Raw genomic sequence first — 15,870 nt, forward strand, 5'->3', positions numbered from 1 at the left:
AGCGGCGGCGTCTTCGATCGGCGGTACGAAATGTCCGGACGTCACTCGTTCGGCCGTACGTAGACAGTTTGTCCGAAGACCACGGTTCGCAGGCAGACCGGGAGCTCGGCGCCCGGGGTGAGATCCGGCAGGCCGGGCGTTCCCGACCTCGGGTCGGTCGACCAGCGGGCGACCCGGTCGTCCGGAGCCTGGACCACCAGGTCAGCGGTGCGCCAGACCGCGTAGTCGGCCGGGGCACCGGGCACCAGGGTCCCCGCGTCGTCACGCCCGACGGCCCGCCAGCCGCCCCTGGTGTGAGCCGTGAATCCGGCCCGCACGGAGATCCGGTGTTCGGGCGTGCGGTGGAAGGCGGCGGCCCGTACGGTCCCCCAGGGGTCCAGCGGGGTCACCGGGCTGTCCGAGCCGAAGGCCAGGGGCACACCGGCCCGCAGGAGCGCCGCGTACGGGTTGAGGATCCTGGCCCGCCCGGCACCGAGCCGCTGGGCGTACATGCCCTCCTCACCGCCCCAGGCCGCGTCGAAGGCGGGCTGGACGGAGGCGGTCAGGCCCAGTTCGGCGAAGGCGGCGACGGTCTCGGGAGTGAGCATCTCGGCATGCTCGACCCGGTGCCGGGCGGCCCGGATCCGGGCCGGGCCGAGCGTCTCGCAGGCGGCCCGGACGCCCTCCACCACGGCGGATACCGCCGCGTCGCCGATGGCGTGGAAGCCGGCCTGCAGCCCGGCCTCGGTGCAGGCGGTGACATGGGCGGCGATCCGCGCCGCGTCCAGATGGGCGGTGCCGGTGTGTCCGGCGGGACCGTCGGCGTACGGCTCGTGCAGACAGGCGGTGTGCGAGCCGAGCGAGCCGTCGACGAAGAGGTCCCCGGCCGCGCCGACCGCGCCGAGTTCCCGGATGCGGCGGGCGTCCTTCTCGTCGGCGACCTGCTCGGCCCAGTAACCGAAGACCCGCGGACCGCTCTCCGCGGCGGCAAGCTTCAGCAGCGCGACGAAGTCCTCCTCGTCGGAGATGTCCGGGCCGCCGCACTCGTGGACGGTGCCGATGCCGAGCGAAGCGGCGTGGCGCAGGGCGGCGCGCTGGGCGTCGGCACGCTGCCGCGGCGCGACGGCGCCGTGGGCCGCGGAGCGCACCGCGTGATGGGCGGCGCCGGTCAGCGGGGCGTCGGGGTGGTACCCGGTCAGTCCGGTGACGCCCGGGACCAGATCGAGCAGGGCGGTGGTGACGGCCGCGGAGTGCACATCGACACGGGGCAGGTAGACCGGCCGGCCGGGCGCGGCCGCGTCGAGCTCGCCGCGCGAGGGGGGACGCCCCTCGGGCCAGCGTGCGGCGTCCCAGCCGTGGCCGAGGACGACCCGGTCCTCGGGGTGCGCCACCGCGTACGCGCGCAGGAGACCGAGCGCCTCGCCGAGCGTCCGGGCACCGGAGAGGTCGAGGCCGGTGAGGGCCAGGCCGGTCGAGGTGGTGTGGACGTGGGCGTCGGTGAACGCGGGGGTGACCAGCGCGCCTTCGAGGTCGATCACCTCGTCGACGCCGCTCGCGAAGGCGTCGGCGGCCCCTTCCGAGCCCACCCAGGCGACATGGCCGCGCTCGACGACCATGGCGGTGGCGAAGGGATCGGCGGGGCTGTGGACGTCTCCACCGCGCAGCAGCACGGTGCGGTGTTCGCTCTGGGGGGCGGTGCTCTCGGTCATGGGACCAGTCTCGCGCCTGTCCGGACCCGCGCGGTCCGCGACCCCCTCAGATCTGCGGCGGCCGGGCCTCGTACGGCGTGGAGAGGACCACGGTCGTCCGGGTGGAGACACCGGCCAGCGAGCGGATCCGGGTGAGCAGGTGCTCCAGCTCCAGCGGGGTCGCGACCCGCACCTTGAGGATGTAGTTCTCGTCACCCGCGACGCTGTGGCAGGCCTCCAGCTCCGGGACGTCCGCAAGGCGCTCCGCGATGTCGTCCGGTGCACTCGGGTCGAAGGGTTTCACCGAGATGAAGGCGGTGAGCGGCAGCCCGACGGCCTCGGGGTCGACGACCGCCGCATAGCCCCGGATCACCCCGCGCTGCTCCAGCCTGCGGACACGCTGATGAACGGCCGAGGTGGACAGGCCCGTGGCCTTGCCCAGGTCGGTGTAGCTCATCCGCCCGTCCTTGACGAGCAACTCCACGATCTGTCGGTCCAGCTCCTCCATACGGATCAACCTATTGCCCCAGGCCCCTTCGGGCACAGTGGCGAGGGCCCCGGAAGGGCACCTGCGGCAGGCATGTGACGAATGCCACAGGTTTACGGGCGGGTAGCCACTCGCCCGGCGGTTACGGCCGATGCGCGACGGGAAGTGCTTGCTGTGGTCGAGGCCGTGGCGCCTTGTCGGCCCACCCGAGGGGGGAATTTCCCATGCAGAGCCTGAAGCTGACCGGACGCGTCGAACCGGAACCCGCTGATCCGGTCGAGGACACCGGTCCCGACCCGTACGACATGTTCGAGATGTACCGGGTGATCTGCCCGGACTGCGCGCAGCCGATCGCGCTGCTGGCGGACGAGGACGTACTGCCGGAGCACGCGCTGTGCCCGACGCCGTGGAACCCGTTCGTCCTGACGGTCTGTGCCGGTACGGGGCGCGCGGCGTCGCAGACGCGGCCCGCCGACGAGTCGCTCGACCTCCAGGAGCAGGAGACGGCCCTGCTGTTGACGCTCCCTCAGGGGCTCGACTGGAGAATGCAGCCGTTCTCGCACGCCGGCGGCCCCGGCTCGCGCCCGCTGCGGATGCCGCAGATGCGGCGCGACGCCGCCTGAGAGAGCCCCCGCCCGCACGGGGCCGGCCCGGACGCGTCCGGGCCCGTCGCACCATTGCGCCGCACCACGACGGCCCGGCCGACGTGGTGCCCGCACCCGAAAGACTCCGCCGCCCGGGAACCGGGCGAACGGGCTCGCGAATCGGCCCGGCAGTGACCCCGGCCCACCCCGCACCGTTGGCCAGGCATGACCCTGCTGCATTCAACGGCCGGTCCCGGTCGTCGCCGTCTCGCCGCTCCGACCGCCGAAGAATCGGTTCCGCAGCCCGGTTCGCAGCCCGCACCTCCCCGCTCCACGCCGCGGCCGGTGCCGCACTCCACCGATCCGCCCATCTACCGGGCCCTGCTGCGTCATTGGGAGGGCGCCGGACGGACCCTGCCGGGCCGCCACGACCAGGAGTGGAACCGGATCATGGCGACGCCCGTGTGGTCGGCGCGACCGCTGCGGATCAGCGCGTCTCAGGACCCGCGAGGTGGCGCGCGATGACCATCCGCTGGATCTGATTGGTGCCTTCGACGATCTGCAGCACCTTGGCCTCGCGCATCAGCCGCTCGACGGGGAAGTCGAGGGTGTAGCCGTATCCGCCGAGGACCTGGACGGCGTCGACGGTGACCCGCATGGCCGCGTCCGTGCAGAACAGCTTGGCCATGGCCGCCTGGCGCGAGAAGGGCTTGCCCTCGTCGCGCAGCCGGGCCGCCTCCAGGTAGAGCGCCCGGCCCGCCTCGATCTGGGTGGCCATGTCGGCGAGCATGAAGCGCAGCCCCTGGAAGTCGGCGATGGGGCGGCCGAACTGCTGCCGCCCGGTGGCGTAGGCGACGGCCTCGCTCAGGGCGGCCTGGGCGACACCGATCGCGCAGGCGGCGATGCCCAGGCGGCCGGAGTCGAGTGCGGACAGGGCGATCGCGAAGCCCTGGCCCTCCTCACCGATCCGGCGCGCGTCGGCGACCCGTACGCCGTCGAAGTTCAACTGGGCGGTGGGCGAACCCTTCATGCCCATCTTCTTCTCGGGGGCCGCGGCGTTCAGCCCCTCGGCGTCGCCGGGGACCAGGAAGGCCGTGATGCCGCGGGCACCCTCGGCCCCGGTGCGGGCCAGGACCGTGTAGAAGTCGGCGATGCCGCCGTGGGTGATCCACGCCTTGGTGCCGGTGACGACCCATTCGTCGCCGTCCCGTACGGCCTTCGTGCGGAGCGAGGCGGCATCGGAGCCCGAGGCGGGCTCGGAGAGGCAGTAGGCGCCCAGCAGGCCCCCTCCCAGCATCGCCGGGAGGTGTTCGGCCTGCTGCTCCTTGGTGCCGAATCCGGCGAGCGCGTGGCAGGCGAGGGAGTGGACACTGACGCCGAGACCGACGGTGAGCCGGGCGGCCGCGAGTTCTTCGAGTACCTGGAGGTAGACCTCGTACGGCTGGTCCCCGCCGCCGTGGGCGGAGTCGTAGGGCAGTCCGAGCAGTCCGGACTCGGAGAGCAGCGTGAAGACTTCACGCGGGAAGCGGCCCGCTTCCTCCTCCTCGGCCGCGCGCGGCATGATCTCTCGCTGGGCGATGTCGCGGACGAGCGCGACGAGCTGCCTGGACTCCTCGGTGGGCAGACGGCGTTCCACCAATTGCGGGGCACGGTCGGACATGACGGCGCTCTCCTCCCTGTCGGGCGTTGCGACGGTCGCGCGCGCGGGGTGTGGACGGCGCCGCCGGGGGACTTCCGGGCAGGGCCCGGAAGAGCACTACTACCCAGCCGGTGCCGGCCCCTCGGATTACGAGAGCTGCTGGCCAGCGGCTGTGGCGGCTTGAGTATGCCCGATCGGACGATATCCGTCACGGGGTGCCGGAGCGACTCGGCTGCGGGCGGGACGATCACCGGAATTGGTCCGAACCATTGACCCAACTGGTCTAGTCCATCTACGGTTCCACCCGAACCGGCCTTTCCGCGTTCATGCCAAGTCCACGGGACAGCCGGCAGCACGCCCCCCACTCGCGAGTTCCCTCCCCCACGAGGAGACAAGATGTTTGGACCGCATCGTCCCCGCGCCCGCTTCCGGGCGCTCGCCGCAGCCGTCTGCACCACCGCCCTCGGAGCCGCCCTGCTGGGCGTCGCGGGCGCCTCATCGGCCGGCGCGGCCCCCACCACCACGCGGGCCGCGGCCCCCGCAGCCGACGGGGCCGCCCCCACAGCGGCCGGCGACAAGGTGGTCGGGTACTTCACCAACTGGGGTGTCTACCAGCGCAATTACCACGTCCGGAACATCGAGACCTCGGGTTCCGCCGACAAGCTCACGCACATCAACTACGCCTTCGGCAACGTCACCGGCGGCAAGTGCGCGATCGGCGACTCGTACGCCGACTACGAGAAGGCGTACACGGCCGACCAGTCGGTCGACGGTGTGGCGGACACCTGGGACCAGGACCTGCGCGGCAACTTCAACCAGCTGCGCAAGCTGAAGAAGCTGCACCCGAACCTCAAGGTCGTCTGGTCGTTCGGCGGCTGGACCTGGTCCGGCGGCTTCGGAGAGGCGGCGAAGAACCCGGCCGCGTTCGCCGAGTCCTGCTACAACCTGGTGGAGGACCCCCGCTGGGCCGATGTCTTCGACGGCATCGACATCGACTGGGAGTACCCCAACGCCTGCGGCCTGACCTGCGACACCAGCGGGCGTGACGCCTACGGCAACCTGCTGGCTGCGCTGCGCTCCAAGTTCGGCGCGGACAACCTGGTCACCTCGGCGATCTCCGCCGACGGCTCCGACGGCGGCAAGCTCGACGCCGTCGACTACGGCGGCGCGGCGAAGTACGTCGACTGGTACAACCCGATGACGTACGACTTCTTCGGCGCCTGGGACGCGAAGGGGCCGACCGCCCCGCACTCCCCGCTGACCTCCTACGAGGGCATCCCGAAGGAGGGCTTCAACAGCGAGGCCGCCATCGACAAGCTGAAGGCGCAGGGTGTTCCCGCCTCGAAGCTGCTGCTCGGCATCGGCTTCTACGGCCGCGGCTGGACCGGCGTCACCCAGGACGCTCCCGGCGGCACCGCCACCGGCGCTGCCCCCGGCACGTACGAGGCGGGCATCGAGGACTACAAGGTCCTCAAGAACAGCTGCCCCGTCACCGGCACCGTCGCCGGTACGGCGTACGCGCACTGCGGCACCAACTGGTGGAGCTACGACACCCCGGCCACCATCGCCACCAAGATGGACTACAAGAACCAGCAGGGGCTGGGCGGCACCTTCTTCTGGGAGCTCAGCGGTGACACCACCAACGGCGAGCTGATCAAGGCGATCAGCTAGTCACGACCGGTCGGGGCCGGTCACGGCGGTCACGGCTGTCACGGCAGAAGGAGCGGGGCGGTGGGCCGATCGGCCGGCCGCCCCGTTCCGTCCGTGCCGAGGCGATCCGCGCGGGGGCCGGCTTCTCACATGAGGCCGGCCCGGGTGACGAACACGGCGATCACCACGACGAGGATCCAGCCCAGCACGGTCTCCAGGAGCTTCGGCCCGTCCCCGGGACCGCCGGTCCGCGTATGGCGGCGGGCGACAGGGGTGGTGGCGGTTTCGGCAGCAGTCGCGGTCATGGCATCTCGCCCGGTCGGCCGGCGGTGGGTGTCCCCCGAGGACCCGACCACGGTGCCACCACGACAGGGCCCCGGGGGCAGAGACGTCCGTCACTGCTCCCGGGGCCCCGCTCCGCGTCAGCGGATGCCGACGGCCGCCAGAGCCCGCTTCTGCGCGGGTGTCGGGTGCGCCGGGAAGTACAGGTAGCAGACGCCGCCTGTGCCGGAAACCACATTGCCGGCGGCGTTGCGGCGCTTGGTGCGGAGCCAGATCGTCTCCCACTCCTCGCGCTTGTAGACCCGGCGCACGGCCTCGTCGCTCGGCGAGGCGGGGTCGTTCGCGATCACATCGCCGTCCTCGGTGAACCCGATCACGGTCATCAGATGACCCGAGGTCCCGTATCCCGCGCCGGTCAGCTCTTCCTTGAGGAAGGACTGCGACGTTATGGCCGGGATGCCCGCCCGGATCAGCGTCTCCAGGTCCGTCAGCGAGCCGAGCCGGGTCACGACCGCGCTCATGCCGTCGTACGTCGCGGCGTAGGCGGCGTTGAACGGCCAGTTGCCGCAGCCCTCGTACTGGTAGTCGTACGTGAACCGGGCGGCGTGGCAGACCTGCGGGTCGGCCAGGCCCGGCTCGACCCAGGCGAGCTCCTCGGCGGTGGGCCTGCGCCCCCAGTACTCGATGATCATCTGCGAGGAGGTGGGGCTGCACCAGGCCTCGCCGCCGTTGTCGTACTCCGGGTACTGCCCCACGTGGACGTTCTGCGAGTAGCGCGGCACCGGCAGTTCCCGGGCGAGGCCGGGGGTGCTGGCGGGCACGGTGAAGCGGTCCGGGATATCGGACGCCATCGCGCCGAGCCGCCACACGGTGGGCGTGAGGCGCGTACCGGGGGTTCGGTGGAGGGTGAGCCGCAACCGGTACGAGACCAGCCGCAACCCGCTCGCCGCGTCGTCCACCGAGAAGGTGTCGGTCCAGACGGAGCTCCTGCCGTCGCCCTGGTCGTCGACGGAGGTCCGGCGGATGTCGCCGTCACCCGCGGCCCAGCGGCCCATCACGTACCAGGGTGTCGGGGTGGCGTCCGAGTAGCGGCCCTGCAGCTCGATCTGGATCCAGGTGCCCGCCGGGGTGTCGGCGTTCCAGGAGGCGATCACCTCGGTCGCCGGGACGGCGGACCGGTGGACCGGTGAGGTCCAGGTCGCGTACTCCCAGGCGGCGGTCCGGCCGGTGTGCGGGTCGGTGTAGTCGGTACGCCCCTCGGCGTGGCCGATCACCAGACCGGGCCGGCGGCCCGCGACGGCGCGGGTCCCGGCGCCGCAACCGCTGCGCCAGTCGGTGTACGTGTGCCAGGAGTGGTTGTCCACGGCAGAGGCGGCTGCCGAGGGCGTGGGGGACGGAGCCGAGGAGCGGGCGGCGGCGGTCGCGGGGCCGGCGGACGACACCGTGCCGGCGGTGGCCGCTGCCGCGAGCGCGGCGGTCAGCACGGTTCTGCGCGAGGTCGGTCTGTTCATGGGCGAGACCCCCGGTCGTAAGCGGAATGGGGCTGCAGGTGCACGACAGTGCGCCAACTATCGCGGGTCGTGGCCGGATTCGGCCAGCGATTCGACTCGCGCCGATAAACCAATATTGGTCTGGTCCACTGACGTGACCTGCGATTGCTTCGGACCTGCTCGTAGGCTGGGACGCATGAACGACCTCTCGCCCCTCGCCGCGCGGCTGCGCGCCCTGGCGCCGTCCTGCGGACCGGTGCGCCTGGTCGCCGTCGACGGGCACGCCGGATCGGGGAAGAGCACCTTCGCGTCCCGCCTCGCCGCCGCGCTCGACGGCGCTCCTGTCCTGCATCTGGACGACCTGGCCACCCATGAGTCCTTCTTCACCTGGACGGAGCGGCTGCGGGAGCAGGTGATCGAGCCGCTGTCGCGCGGGGAGTGCGCGCACTACGCGCCGTACGACTGGACCGCGCGGACGTTCGCGACGCCGCGCGCCCTGAAGCCCGCGCCGGTGGTCCTGATCGAGGGGGTCGGGGCGGGCCGCCGGGCGCTGCGGCCCCGCCTGGCGCGGCTGTTGTGGATGGATCTCGCGGCGGCGGAGTCCTGGGAACGGGGCCGCCGCCGGGACGGTCCGGCTCTTTCGGCCTTCTGGGACGGGTGGACGGCGGCCGAGACGGAGCATTTCTCGGCCGATCCCTCGCGCTCCCACGCGGACACTCTGGTACGGCAGTTGCCGGTGGGGTACGAGTGGCTGGAGGGGCCTCTCGCGGCAGCAGGAACGAACCATTCCGTCACGGACCGTGAGCACATCGCCCCACCGTCCTGAGTGGTGAGAAAACGCCCCGGAAGTACCTCAACTCCGCTTGACCCGAGGGCGGTACAGGTCTTACGTTCTCAATGTGCGGCTTTTCGGAGCCCCCACAGACACGAAGCCCCCGGTTGTTCCCCCGTGATCGGGGGCTTCGTTCTGCCCTCGCACCCTCGTTCCCACGCCGGTTCGGCGGATTCCGCTCACCCTCGGTCACGGTCTCCCTTCTGCCTGCGGCGCTCTTAGTCGCACACTCCCTGCGCAGGTACGATGCCTCTCAGTGCGGTCAATTCCCGTCCGTGGCACAGCGATTCAGCGCGCCTCGGCGGGCAGGTCGTGCGGCGGGACATCCTGGGGGCACGGTTTGTGGGGGACCAGATGGACATCGGCACGCAGGGCGCACAGGCCCCGGCCGACCTCGCCTGGCTGCGCGGCGTGGACGCCTACACCATGGGCGCCTACCCCCAGGCCGAAGAGGAGTTCAAGGCTGCGGTACGGATCGATCCCGGCATGGCGGACGGCTGGCTGGGCCTCCATGCGCTGAGGGTCGACACCACGACGGCGCTGCTGCGCATGTACCGCCATCGCGAACGCTTCGGCGAGCAGCGTGCCCGCCATCGGCGCACGCTCAACTCCTGGTATTGGCTGGGCTGGTGGGTGCAGCCGGTGCTGGAGAGCCCGCGCGACCTGCTGCTCGCGCACGCCTCGCACTGGCTGGACGGGCGCCATGTCCCCGAGCTGGACCGCGCGCTGGCCGGCCTGCCGCCGGTGGACGCGGACCCGCAGGTGCGCTTCCTGCACGCCTGCCGCTCCTATCTCGTCAAGGACTGGGATCAGCTCGTACGCAACACCGAACAGCTCGTCGACGATCCGATGCTCGGCATCGAGGCGGGGCTGTTCGGCGGGATGGCACGGGTGCGGCTGGAGATGTACGGGCAGGCCGAGCCGCTGCTCTCCACCGCGCTGATGCGCTGCCGCAGCGAGCAGCCGCAGCGCAAGGAGCTGCGCTACTGGCTGGCCCGCGCGCACGAGGGCACCGGGCGCAGCGCGGCCGCCCTGCCGCTCTACCGGGCGGTGCACCGGATCGACCCGGCGTTCATGGACACCTCGGCGCGGCTCGCCGCGATCGCGGACTACGACGGCCTCGACGGCGCCGACGAGGCCGCCGGTATCACCGCCGTCTCGCTGGCCGGGCCGGGCACGGACGCCGTGGCGGAGGCGCAGCCGGACGGGGATTCGCTGCTCGGCACCGATCTGGTGGACGGCCGCGAGCTCCGGCCGGGCGGCGAGCCCCCGGGCCTCGTGGGCATCGGGGTGCCGCCGCCGTCCGACGGAGCGCGTCGCAAGACGGCGGTGCCCGGCCAGCCGCCGTCCCCCTTCCCGGCCGGGCCCAGCGATCCGGTGCTGCTCGCCGAGGCGCTGGCGGAGCTGGAGCGGATGGTCGGCCTGGAGCCCGTCAAACGCCAGGTCAACGCCTTGTCCGCGCAGTTGAACATGGCGCGGTTGCGGGCCGGTCAGGGGCTGCCTGTACAGCCGCCGAAGCGCCATTTCGTCTTCTCGGGGCCTTCCGGCACCGGCAAGACCACGGTGGCCCGCATCCTGGGCCGGGTCTTCTACGCCCTCGGCCTGCTCGGCGGTGACCATCTCGTCGAGGCCCAACGGGCCGATCTGGTGGGCGAGTTCCTCGGCCAGACCGCTGTGAAGGCCAATGAGCTGATCGATTCGGCACTCGGCGGGGTGCTGTTCGTCGACGAGGCGTACAGCCTCTCCAACACCGGCTACAGCAAGGGCGACGCGTACGGCGACGAGGCGCTCCAGGTCCTCCTCAAGCGGGCGGAGGACAACCGGGACCACCTCGTCGTCATCCTCGCGGGCTATCCGGAGGGCATGGACCGGCTGCTGGCCACCAATCCGGGGCTCTCCTCACGCTTCACCACCCGGGTGGACTTCCCGAGCTACCGGCCGCTGGAGCTCACCTCGATCGGTGAGGTGCTGGCCGCGGAGAACGGCGATGCATGGGACGAGGAGTCCCTGGAGGAGCTGCGCTCCATCAGCGGTCATGTCGTCGACCAGGGCTGGATCGACGAGCTGGGCAACGGGCGGTTCCTGCGCACCCTGTACGAGAAGAGCTGCGCCTACCGGGATCTGCGGCTCTCCGGCTACGCGGCCCTGCCGAGCCGGGACGATCTGGCCACACTGCGGCTGCCGGATCTGATGCAGGCGTACGGCGAGGTGCTGTCCGGCCGGGGGCCGGTGGACCGCGGCCCGCAGGAACCGCCGGTGTTGTGAGGGCGGTCCGCCGGGGGCCCGGCGGCCGTTGTCCTCGATCGCCGGGCGGGCCGAAGAGCGCGCATCGGCCCGCCCGGCGGTCGGGAACTCAGTGGACCGACGCGGTGAGTTCGCCGGTGCCGGTCGTCGTCTCCGCCGCCCGGCGCGGTACCGAGACCCGGTGGGCCGGGTCGCGCACCTCGCCGACCAGCATCTCCAGGACGTCCTCCATGGCGACCAGGCCGAGGATCCGGCCCGACGCGTCGGCGACCTGCGCCAGATGTGTGGCCGCGCGGCGCATCACGGTCAGGGCGTCGTCCAGGGGCAGCTCCGCCCGTACGGTCGCCATCGGGCGCCAGACGTGCTGGGGGACGGCCCGCTCGCCGTCCTCCAGGTCGAGGACGTCCTTGACGTGCAGATAGCCCATGAACGGGCCGCCGCCCTCCGCACACACGGGAAAGCGCGAGTAGCCGGTCCGTACGGTCAGCTCCTCGATCCGGTGCGGGGTGACGGAGGGGTCCACCGTCACCAGGGAGGCCCGGCTGAGCAGCACATCGGTGACGGGCCTGCTGCCCAGCTCCAATGCATCCTCCAGCCTCTCCTGCGCCTCCGGCTCCAGCAGTCCCGCCTGGCCGGAGTCCTCGACGAGCCGGTTGAGCTGCTCGCTGGTGAAGACGGCCTCCACCTCGTCCTTCGGTTCGACGCCGAAGAGCCGGAGCACCAGCCGGGCGCAGGCGCCCAGCGCGGAGGTGACCGGCCGGCAGACGCGGGCGAAGCCCACGAGGCCGGGGCTGAGCCAGAGCGCGGTCTTCTCCGGCGCCGCCATCGCGAGGTTCTTCGGGACCATTTCGCCGATGACGAGATGGAGGAAGACCACGAAGACCAGCGCGAGGACGTAGCCGAGCGGGTGGATGAGCCCCTCGGGCAGGTGAACCGCGTGGAAGACCGGCTCCAGCAGCCGGGCGACGGTCGGTTCGGCGACCGCGCCGAGGGTCAGCGAGCAGACGGTGATGCCGAACTGGGCGGCGGCCATCATCTGCGGCAGGTTCTCCAGGCCGTACAGCACCTGGCGGGCCCGTCCCGACCCGGCCGCCGCGAGCGGCTCGACCTGGCTGCGCCGTACGGAGACGAGGGCGAACTCGGCGCCGACGAAGAAGCCGTTCGCCAGCACGAGGAGCCCGGCGAAGATCAGCTGGACCAGGCTCATCGCACGGCCTCCAGGGCGTCCTGGGTCAGCGGCGCCGCGGTGACGGGATCGGTCGCCTCCACCGTGCGGACGAAGCGGACCTTCTCGGCACGGTAGTGGCCGACCTGGCGGACGGAGATCCGCCAGCCCGGCAGCTCGGCCCGGTCACCGGGGGCGGGGATGCGTCCCAGCAGATCGGCGACGAGTCCGGCGACGGTCTCGTACGGGCCGTCGGGGACGTCGAGCCCTATCCGGCGCAGGGTCAGGACCCGGCAGCTGCCTTCGGCGTCCCAGGCCGGGCGGCCGTCCTCCGCAGCGGCGGGGGCCAGTTCGGGGCGGTCGGCGCCCTCGGCGTCGTGCTCGTCCCTGACCTCACCGACGAGTTCCTCGATGATGTCCTCAAGGGTGACGACTCCGGCGGTGCCGCCGTACTCGTCGACCACGACGGCGATCGGCTGCTCGTTGCGCAGCCGCTGGAGCAGCTGTTCGACGGGCAGGGACTCCGGCACCAGCAGTGGCGGTACGGCGATCCGGCCGGCCGGGGTGCGCAGCCGGTCCTGGGCGGGCACGGCGAGCGCGTCCTTGAGGTGGATCATGCCGACGACCTCGTCGATGCGCTCCCGGTAGACCGGGAAGCGGGAGAGGCCGGTGGCGCGGGTGAGGTTGAGGACGTCCTCCGCGGTCGCCGAGGACTGCAGGGCACTGACCTTCACCCGCGGGGTCATGACGTGCTGGGCGGTGAGTCCGGCGAGCGACAGGGTCCGTACGAAGAGATCCGCGGTGTCCTGTTCGAGGGTGCCGGCCTCGGCCGAGTGCCGGGCCAGGGAGACCAGTTCTCCCGGGGTGCGGGCGGAGGCCAGCTCGTCGGTGGGCTCGACGCCCAGCAGCCGTACCAACCGGTTGGCGACGGTGTTCAGCAGGCTGATCACCGGCCGGAGAGCGGCGGAGAAACGGTGCTGGGGACCGGCGACGAACCGGGCGACCTGGAGCGGCCGGGAGACCGCCCAGTTCTTCGGCACGAGCTCGCCGATGACCATCTGGACGGCGGAGGCGACCAGCATCCCGATCACCACGCTGATGCCGGGTACGGCGCCGTCGGGCAGACCGGTCGCGGTGAGTGGGCCGTCCAGCAGCTGGGCCAGCGCCGGTTCGGCGAGCATGCCGACGACCAGTGAGGTGATGGTGATGCCCAGCTGGGTGCCGGAGAGCTGGAAGGAGAGTTCGCGCAGGGCTTCGACGACGGTGCGGGCCCGCCGGTCGCCCTCGGCGGCGGCGCGCTCGGCGTCCGGCCGCTCCACCGTGACGAGCCCGAATTCGGCCGCCACGAAGAATCCGTTGGCGAGGATGAGAAGGAACGCTGCGCAGAGAAGCAGCAGGGGGGTGGTCATGCCGCCGCCTCCGGGGAAGGGGCGGCGCAGGTACTACCGGACGATCCGTCCATTGCTGGAAGGAGTCACTCCTTGGGTCGCAGGAAAGCCCCGCCGGCCTCGTGGACCTTCTCGTGCGGGGCGGGGCGCACAGGGCGCCGCCGCCCTCCAGAGTAATCAAGAAGAGGCCGTACGGGGCAGGGGGCTCAGCCGATGTCCGTACCGGTGCCGTGGTTCTCGGCGAGGGCGCGGAGCGCACGGGCGTCGCGGATGGCCTGTTGCTTGGCGATTCCCGGCTGGATTCCGAGGGCGGGCATGCTGGTCCCGTCGCTCAGGTCCAAAAAGACCCAGGGATCGCCGACCCGCAGGTTGACGCGGAGAATCTCCGCCCAGGAGAGTTGGCGCGTCCGGGTGAGATTGACCACGGTCACGCCGTCCTCGTTCGCGACGATCTTCGGACGGCTGAGCAGCGCGAGCACGCCGAAGAACAGCAGCGCGGTGAAGATGAAGCTGGACCGCTCCCCCGCGCTCAGCTGCTCCAGGGTCAGGGCGATGACGGTGATGACGACGAACATCGCCGCCCCCACGGTCAGCAGGACCACTCTGGTTCGGGTCGGCCGGAACGTGACCGGGAGTGTGGGGAGTTCGGACCGGGGCGCGGGGGCGGACATGGTGTTCTTCAGTCTTCCGGGTGGTCGCCGGGCCGTCAGAGGCGGCAGGCGTGGATGGCGGTGGTGAGGATGGCGCGGGCGCCGAGGTCGTACAGATCGTCCATGATCCGCTGGGCCTCCCGGGCGGCGACCATGGAACGGACGGCGACCCAGCCCTCGTGGTGCAGCGGGGAGATGGTCGGCGACTCCAGGCCCGGGGTGAGGGCGACCGCGCGCTCCAGGTGCTCGACGCGGCAGTCGTAGTCCATCATCACGTAGGAGCGGGCGACCAGGACGCCCTGGAGGCGGCGGAGGAACTGCTGGACCTTGGGGTCGTCCTCCGGTGCGCCGGTGCGGCGGATGACGACGGCTTCCGACTTCATGATCGGCTCGCCGATGACTTCGAGTCCGGCGTTGCGCAGGCTGGTGCCGGTCTCCACGACATCGGCGATGACCTGGGCGACTCCGAGTTCGATGGCGGTCTCGACCGCGCCGTCGAGGTGGACGACGGAGGCGTTGACGCCGAGATCGGCGAGGTGCTTGGCGACGATGCCCTCGTAGGAGGTGGCGATCGTCTTGCCGTCGAAGTCCTGCGGGCCCTGGGCCGTGCCGGGCTTGGTGGCGTAGCGGAAGGTGGAGCGGGCGAAGCCGAGCTGGAGGATCTCCTCGGCGTCGGCGCCGGAGTCCAGCAGCAGGTCACGGCCGGTGATGCCGATGTCGAGGCGGCCGGAGCTGACGTAGATCGCGATGTCGCGGGGCCGCAGGTAGAAGAACTCGACCTGGTTCTCGGGGTCGACGAGGACGAGTTCCTTGGACTCCTTGCGCTGCTGGTAGCCGGCCTCATGGAGCATCGCCATCGCAGGCCCGGAGAGTGAACCCTTGTTGGGAACGGCGATGCGCAGCATGAGGTCGGGTTTCCTTTGCGAGGAGGGGGTCTGTGCGGTCTGCGGTGTGCGGGTGTACGTGGGTCGTGCTCAGAGGTGGGCGTAGACGTCGTCGAGGGAGATCCCGCGGGCGACCATCATCACCTGGACGTGGTACAGCAGCTGGGAGATCTCCTCGGCGGCGGCGTCCTTGCTCTCGTGCTCGGCGGCCATCCAGACTTCGGCGGCCTCCTCGACGACCTTCTTGCCGATGGCATGGACCCCCTTGTCCACCAGCTCGGCGGTGCGGGAGGTGGAGGGATCGCCGTCGGCGGCCTTGAGCTGCAGCTCGGCGAAGAGCTCTTCGAAGGTTTTGTTCGCCATGATGGTCCTTAGAGTACGGGGTCCGGGCCCTTTGATCAGCGCCAGGGCTCGCTGACGGTGCGCAGTGTGGCGGCGGTGGCGACGGCCGCGGTGACCGCTTCGTGCCCCTTGTCCTCGTTGGAGCCCTCCAGTCCGGCCCGGTCGAGCGCCTGCTCCTCGGTGTCGCACGTGAGTACGCCGAAGCCGACCGGGACGCCGGTGTCGACGGCGACCTGGGTGAGGCCGTTGGTGACGCCGTGGGAGACGTACTCGAAGTGCGGGGTGCCGCCGCGGATGATCACGCCGAGGGCGACGATCGCGTCGTAGCCGCGGCCGGCGAGGACCTTGGCGACCACCGGGAGCTCGAAGCTGCCGGGCACCCGGAGCAGGGTCGGCTCGTCGATGCCGAGCTCGTGCAGGGCGCGCAGCGCGCCGTCGACGAGTCCGTCCATGACCTTCTCGTGCCACTGGGCGGCGACGACCGCCACGCGCAGGTCACCGCAGTTGCGTACGGACAGTTCGGGTGCGCCCTTGCCGCTCATGTGTCTCCTACCGCTCGTTTCCGT

The 15,870-nt window shown here is 71.5% G+C and carries 15 protein-coding genes; 4 read left to right on the plus strand and 11 right to left on the minus strand.

What is annotated here, in order from left to right; genetic code table 11:
* Nucleotides 1-41: 41 nt before the first annotated feature.
* Both ACIOMQ_RS14650 and ACIOMQ_RS14655 read right to left on the minus strand, forming a co-directional pair.
* Nucleotides 42-1,688, minus strand: coding sequence for an amidohydrolase (locus tag ACIOMQ_RS14650; RefSeq protein WP_401989145.1), 1,647 nt, complete (start codon nucleotides 1,686-1,688; stop codon nucleotides 42-44).
* 46 nt (nucleotides 1,689-1,734) lie between these two features.
* On the minus strand, nucleotides 1,735-2,175 hold the full coding sequence (locus tag ACIOMQ_RS14655) for an Lrp/AsnC family transcriptional regulator (protein WP_124718962.1): 441 nt from the start codon (nucleotides 2,173-2,175) through the stop codon (nucleotides 1,735-1,737).
* A gap of 203 nt (nucleotides 2,176-2,378) precedes the next feature.
* On the opposite strand from ACIOMQ_RS14655, the gene ACIOMQ_RS14660 reads away from it, so the two are divergent.
* The gene (locus tag ACIOMQ_RS14660; RefSeq protein ID WP_362208958.1) at nucleotides 2,379-2,777 is read left to right on the plus strand and encodes a hypothetical protein; all 399 of its coding nucleotides are present in this window, start codon (nucleotides 2,379-2,381) and stop codon (nucleotides 2,775-2,777) included.
* Nucleotides 2,778-3,225: 448 nt separating this feature from the next.
* On the opposite strand, the gene ACIOMQ_RS14665 is transcribed toward ACIOMQ_RS14660, so the two are convergent.
* Nucleotides 3,226-4,398 (minus strand): acyl-CoA dehydrogenase family protein, encoded by a 1,173-nt coding sequence (locus ACIOMQ_RS14665; RefSeq protein ID WP_362208961.1) that lies wholly within the window; start codon nucleotides 4,396-4,398, stop codon nucleotides 3,226-3,228.
* Nucleotides 4,399-4,773: 375 nt separating this feature from the next.
* On the opposite strand from ACIOMQ_RS14665, the gene ACIOMQ_RS14670 reads away from it, so the two are divergent.
* On the plus strand, nucleotides 4,774-6,048 hold the full coding sequence (locus ACIOMQ_RS14670) for a glycoside hydrolase family 18 protein (protein ID WP_389800237.1): 1,275 nt from the start codon (nucleotides 4,774-4,776) through the stop codon (nucleotides 6,046-6,048).
* A gap of 125 nt (nucleotides 6,049-6,173) precedes the next feature.
* On the opposite strand, the gene ACIOMQ_RS14675 is transcribed toward ACIOMQ_RS14670, so the two are convergent.
* Entirely contained in the window at nucleotides 6,174-6,332 is a 159-nt protein-coding gene (locus tag ACIOMQ_RS14675; protein WP_402189132.1) for an SCO1431 family membrane protein, read from the minus strand.
* 117 nt (nucleotides 6,333-6,449) lie between these two features.
* On the minus strand, nucleotides 6,450-7,820 hold the full coding sequence (locus ACIOMQ_RS14680) for a peptidase C39 family protein (RefSeq protein ID WP_362208969.1): 1,371 nt from the start codon (nucleotides 7,818-7,820) through the stop codon (nucleotides 6,450-6,452).
* Between the two features lie 175 nt (nucleotides 7,821-7,995).
* Here ACIOMQ_RS14680 and ACIOMQ_RS14685 point away from each other — a divergent pair, with 175 nt between their 5' ends.
* Together ACIOMQ_RS14685 and ACIOMQ_RS14690 are read left to right on the plus strand one after the other, a co-directional pair.
* Nucleotides 7,996-8,625 (plus strand): uridine kinase, encoded by a 630-nt coding sequence (locus ACIOMQ_RS14685; protein WP_401270671.1) that lies wholly within the window; start codon nucleotides 7,996-7,998, stop codon nucleotides 8,623-8,625.
* 360 nt (nucleotides 8,626-8,985) lie between these two features.
* Nucleotides 8,986-10,896 carry an AAA family ATPase gene (locus tag ACIOMQ_RS14690; RefSeq protein WP_362208975.1) on the plus strand — a complete coding sequence of 637 codons (1,911 nt, stop codon included), beginning with the start codon at nucleotides 8,986-8,988 and terminating at the stop codon, nucleotides 10,894-10,896.
* Nucleotides 10,897-10,984: 88 nt separating this feature from the next.
* On the opposite strand, the gene ACIOMQ_RS14695 is transcribed toward ACIOMQ_RS14690, so the two are convergent.
* The 6 genes from ACIOMQ_RS14695 to ribH form a co-directional block, all read right to left on the minus strand.
* Nucleotides 10,985-12,082 carry a hemolysin family protein gene (locus ACIOMQ_RS14695; RefSeq protein WP_362208978.1) on the minus strand — a complete coding sequence of 366 codons (1,098 nt, stop codon included), beginning with the start codon at nucleotides 12,080-12,082 and terminating at the stop codon, nucleotides 10,985-10,987.
* Complete coding sequence (locus tag ACIOMQ_RS14700; protein WP_362208981.1) at nucleotides 12,079-13,449, minus strand: hemolysin family protein; 1,371 nt, start codon at nucleotides 13,447-13,449, stop codon at nucleotides 12,079-12,081. The genes ACIOMQ_RS14695 and ACIOMQ_RS14700 overlap by 4 nt, the downstream gene beginning before the upstream one ends.
* 185 nt (nucleotides 13,450-13,634) lie before the next feature.
* Entirely contained in the window at nucleotides 13,635-14,099 is a 465-nt protein-coding gene (locus tag ACIOMQ_RS14705; protein WP_362208983.1) for a PH domain-containing protein, read from the minus strand.
* 35 nt (nucleotides 14,100-14,134) lie between these two features.
* Nucleotides 14,135-14,983, minus strand: coding sequence for an ATP phosphoribosyltransferase (gene hisG / locus ACIOMQ_RS14710; RefSeq protein WP_362208986.1), 849 nt, complete (start codon nucleotides 14,981-14,983; stop codon nucleotides 14,135-14,137).
* A gap of 69 nt (nucleotides 14,984-15,052) precedes the next feature.
* Nucleotides 15,053-15,325 (minus strand): phosphoribosyl-ATP diphosphatase, encoded by a 273-nt coding sequence (locus ACIOMQ_RS14715; RefSeq protein WP_073739434.1) that lies wholly within the window; start codon nucleotides 15,323-15,325, stop codon nucleotides 15,053-15,055.
* A gap of 35 nt (nucleotides 15,326-15,360) precedes the next feature.
* A complete protein-coding gene (gene ribH, locus ACIOMQ_RS14720) occupies nucleotides 15,361-15,846 on the minus strand; it encodes a 6,7-dimethyl-8-ribityllumazine synthase (protein WP_114243451.1) in 486 nt (161 codons plus the stop codon).
* Nucleotides 15,847-15,870: the final 24 nt, after the last annotated feature.

Origin of the sequence: Streptomyces sp. NPDC087845 (assembly GCF_044742755.1) — a bacterium.
Classification (GTDB): Bacteria; Actinomycetota; Actinomycetes; order Streptomycetales; family Streptomycetaceae; genus Streptomyces.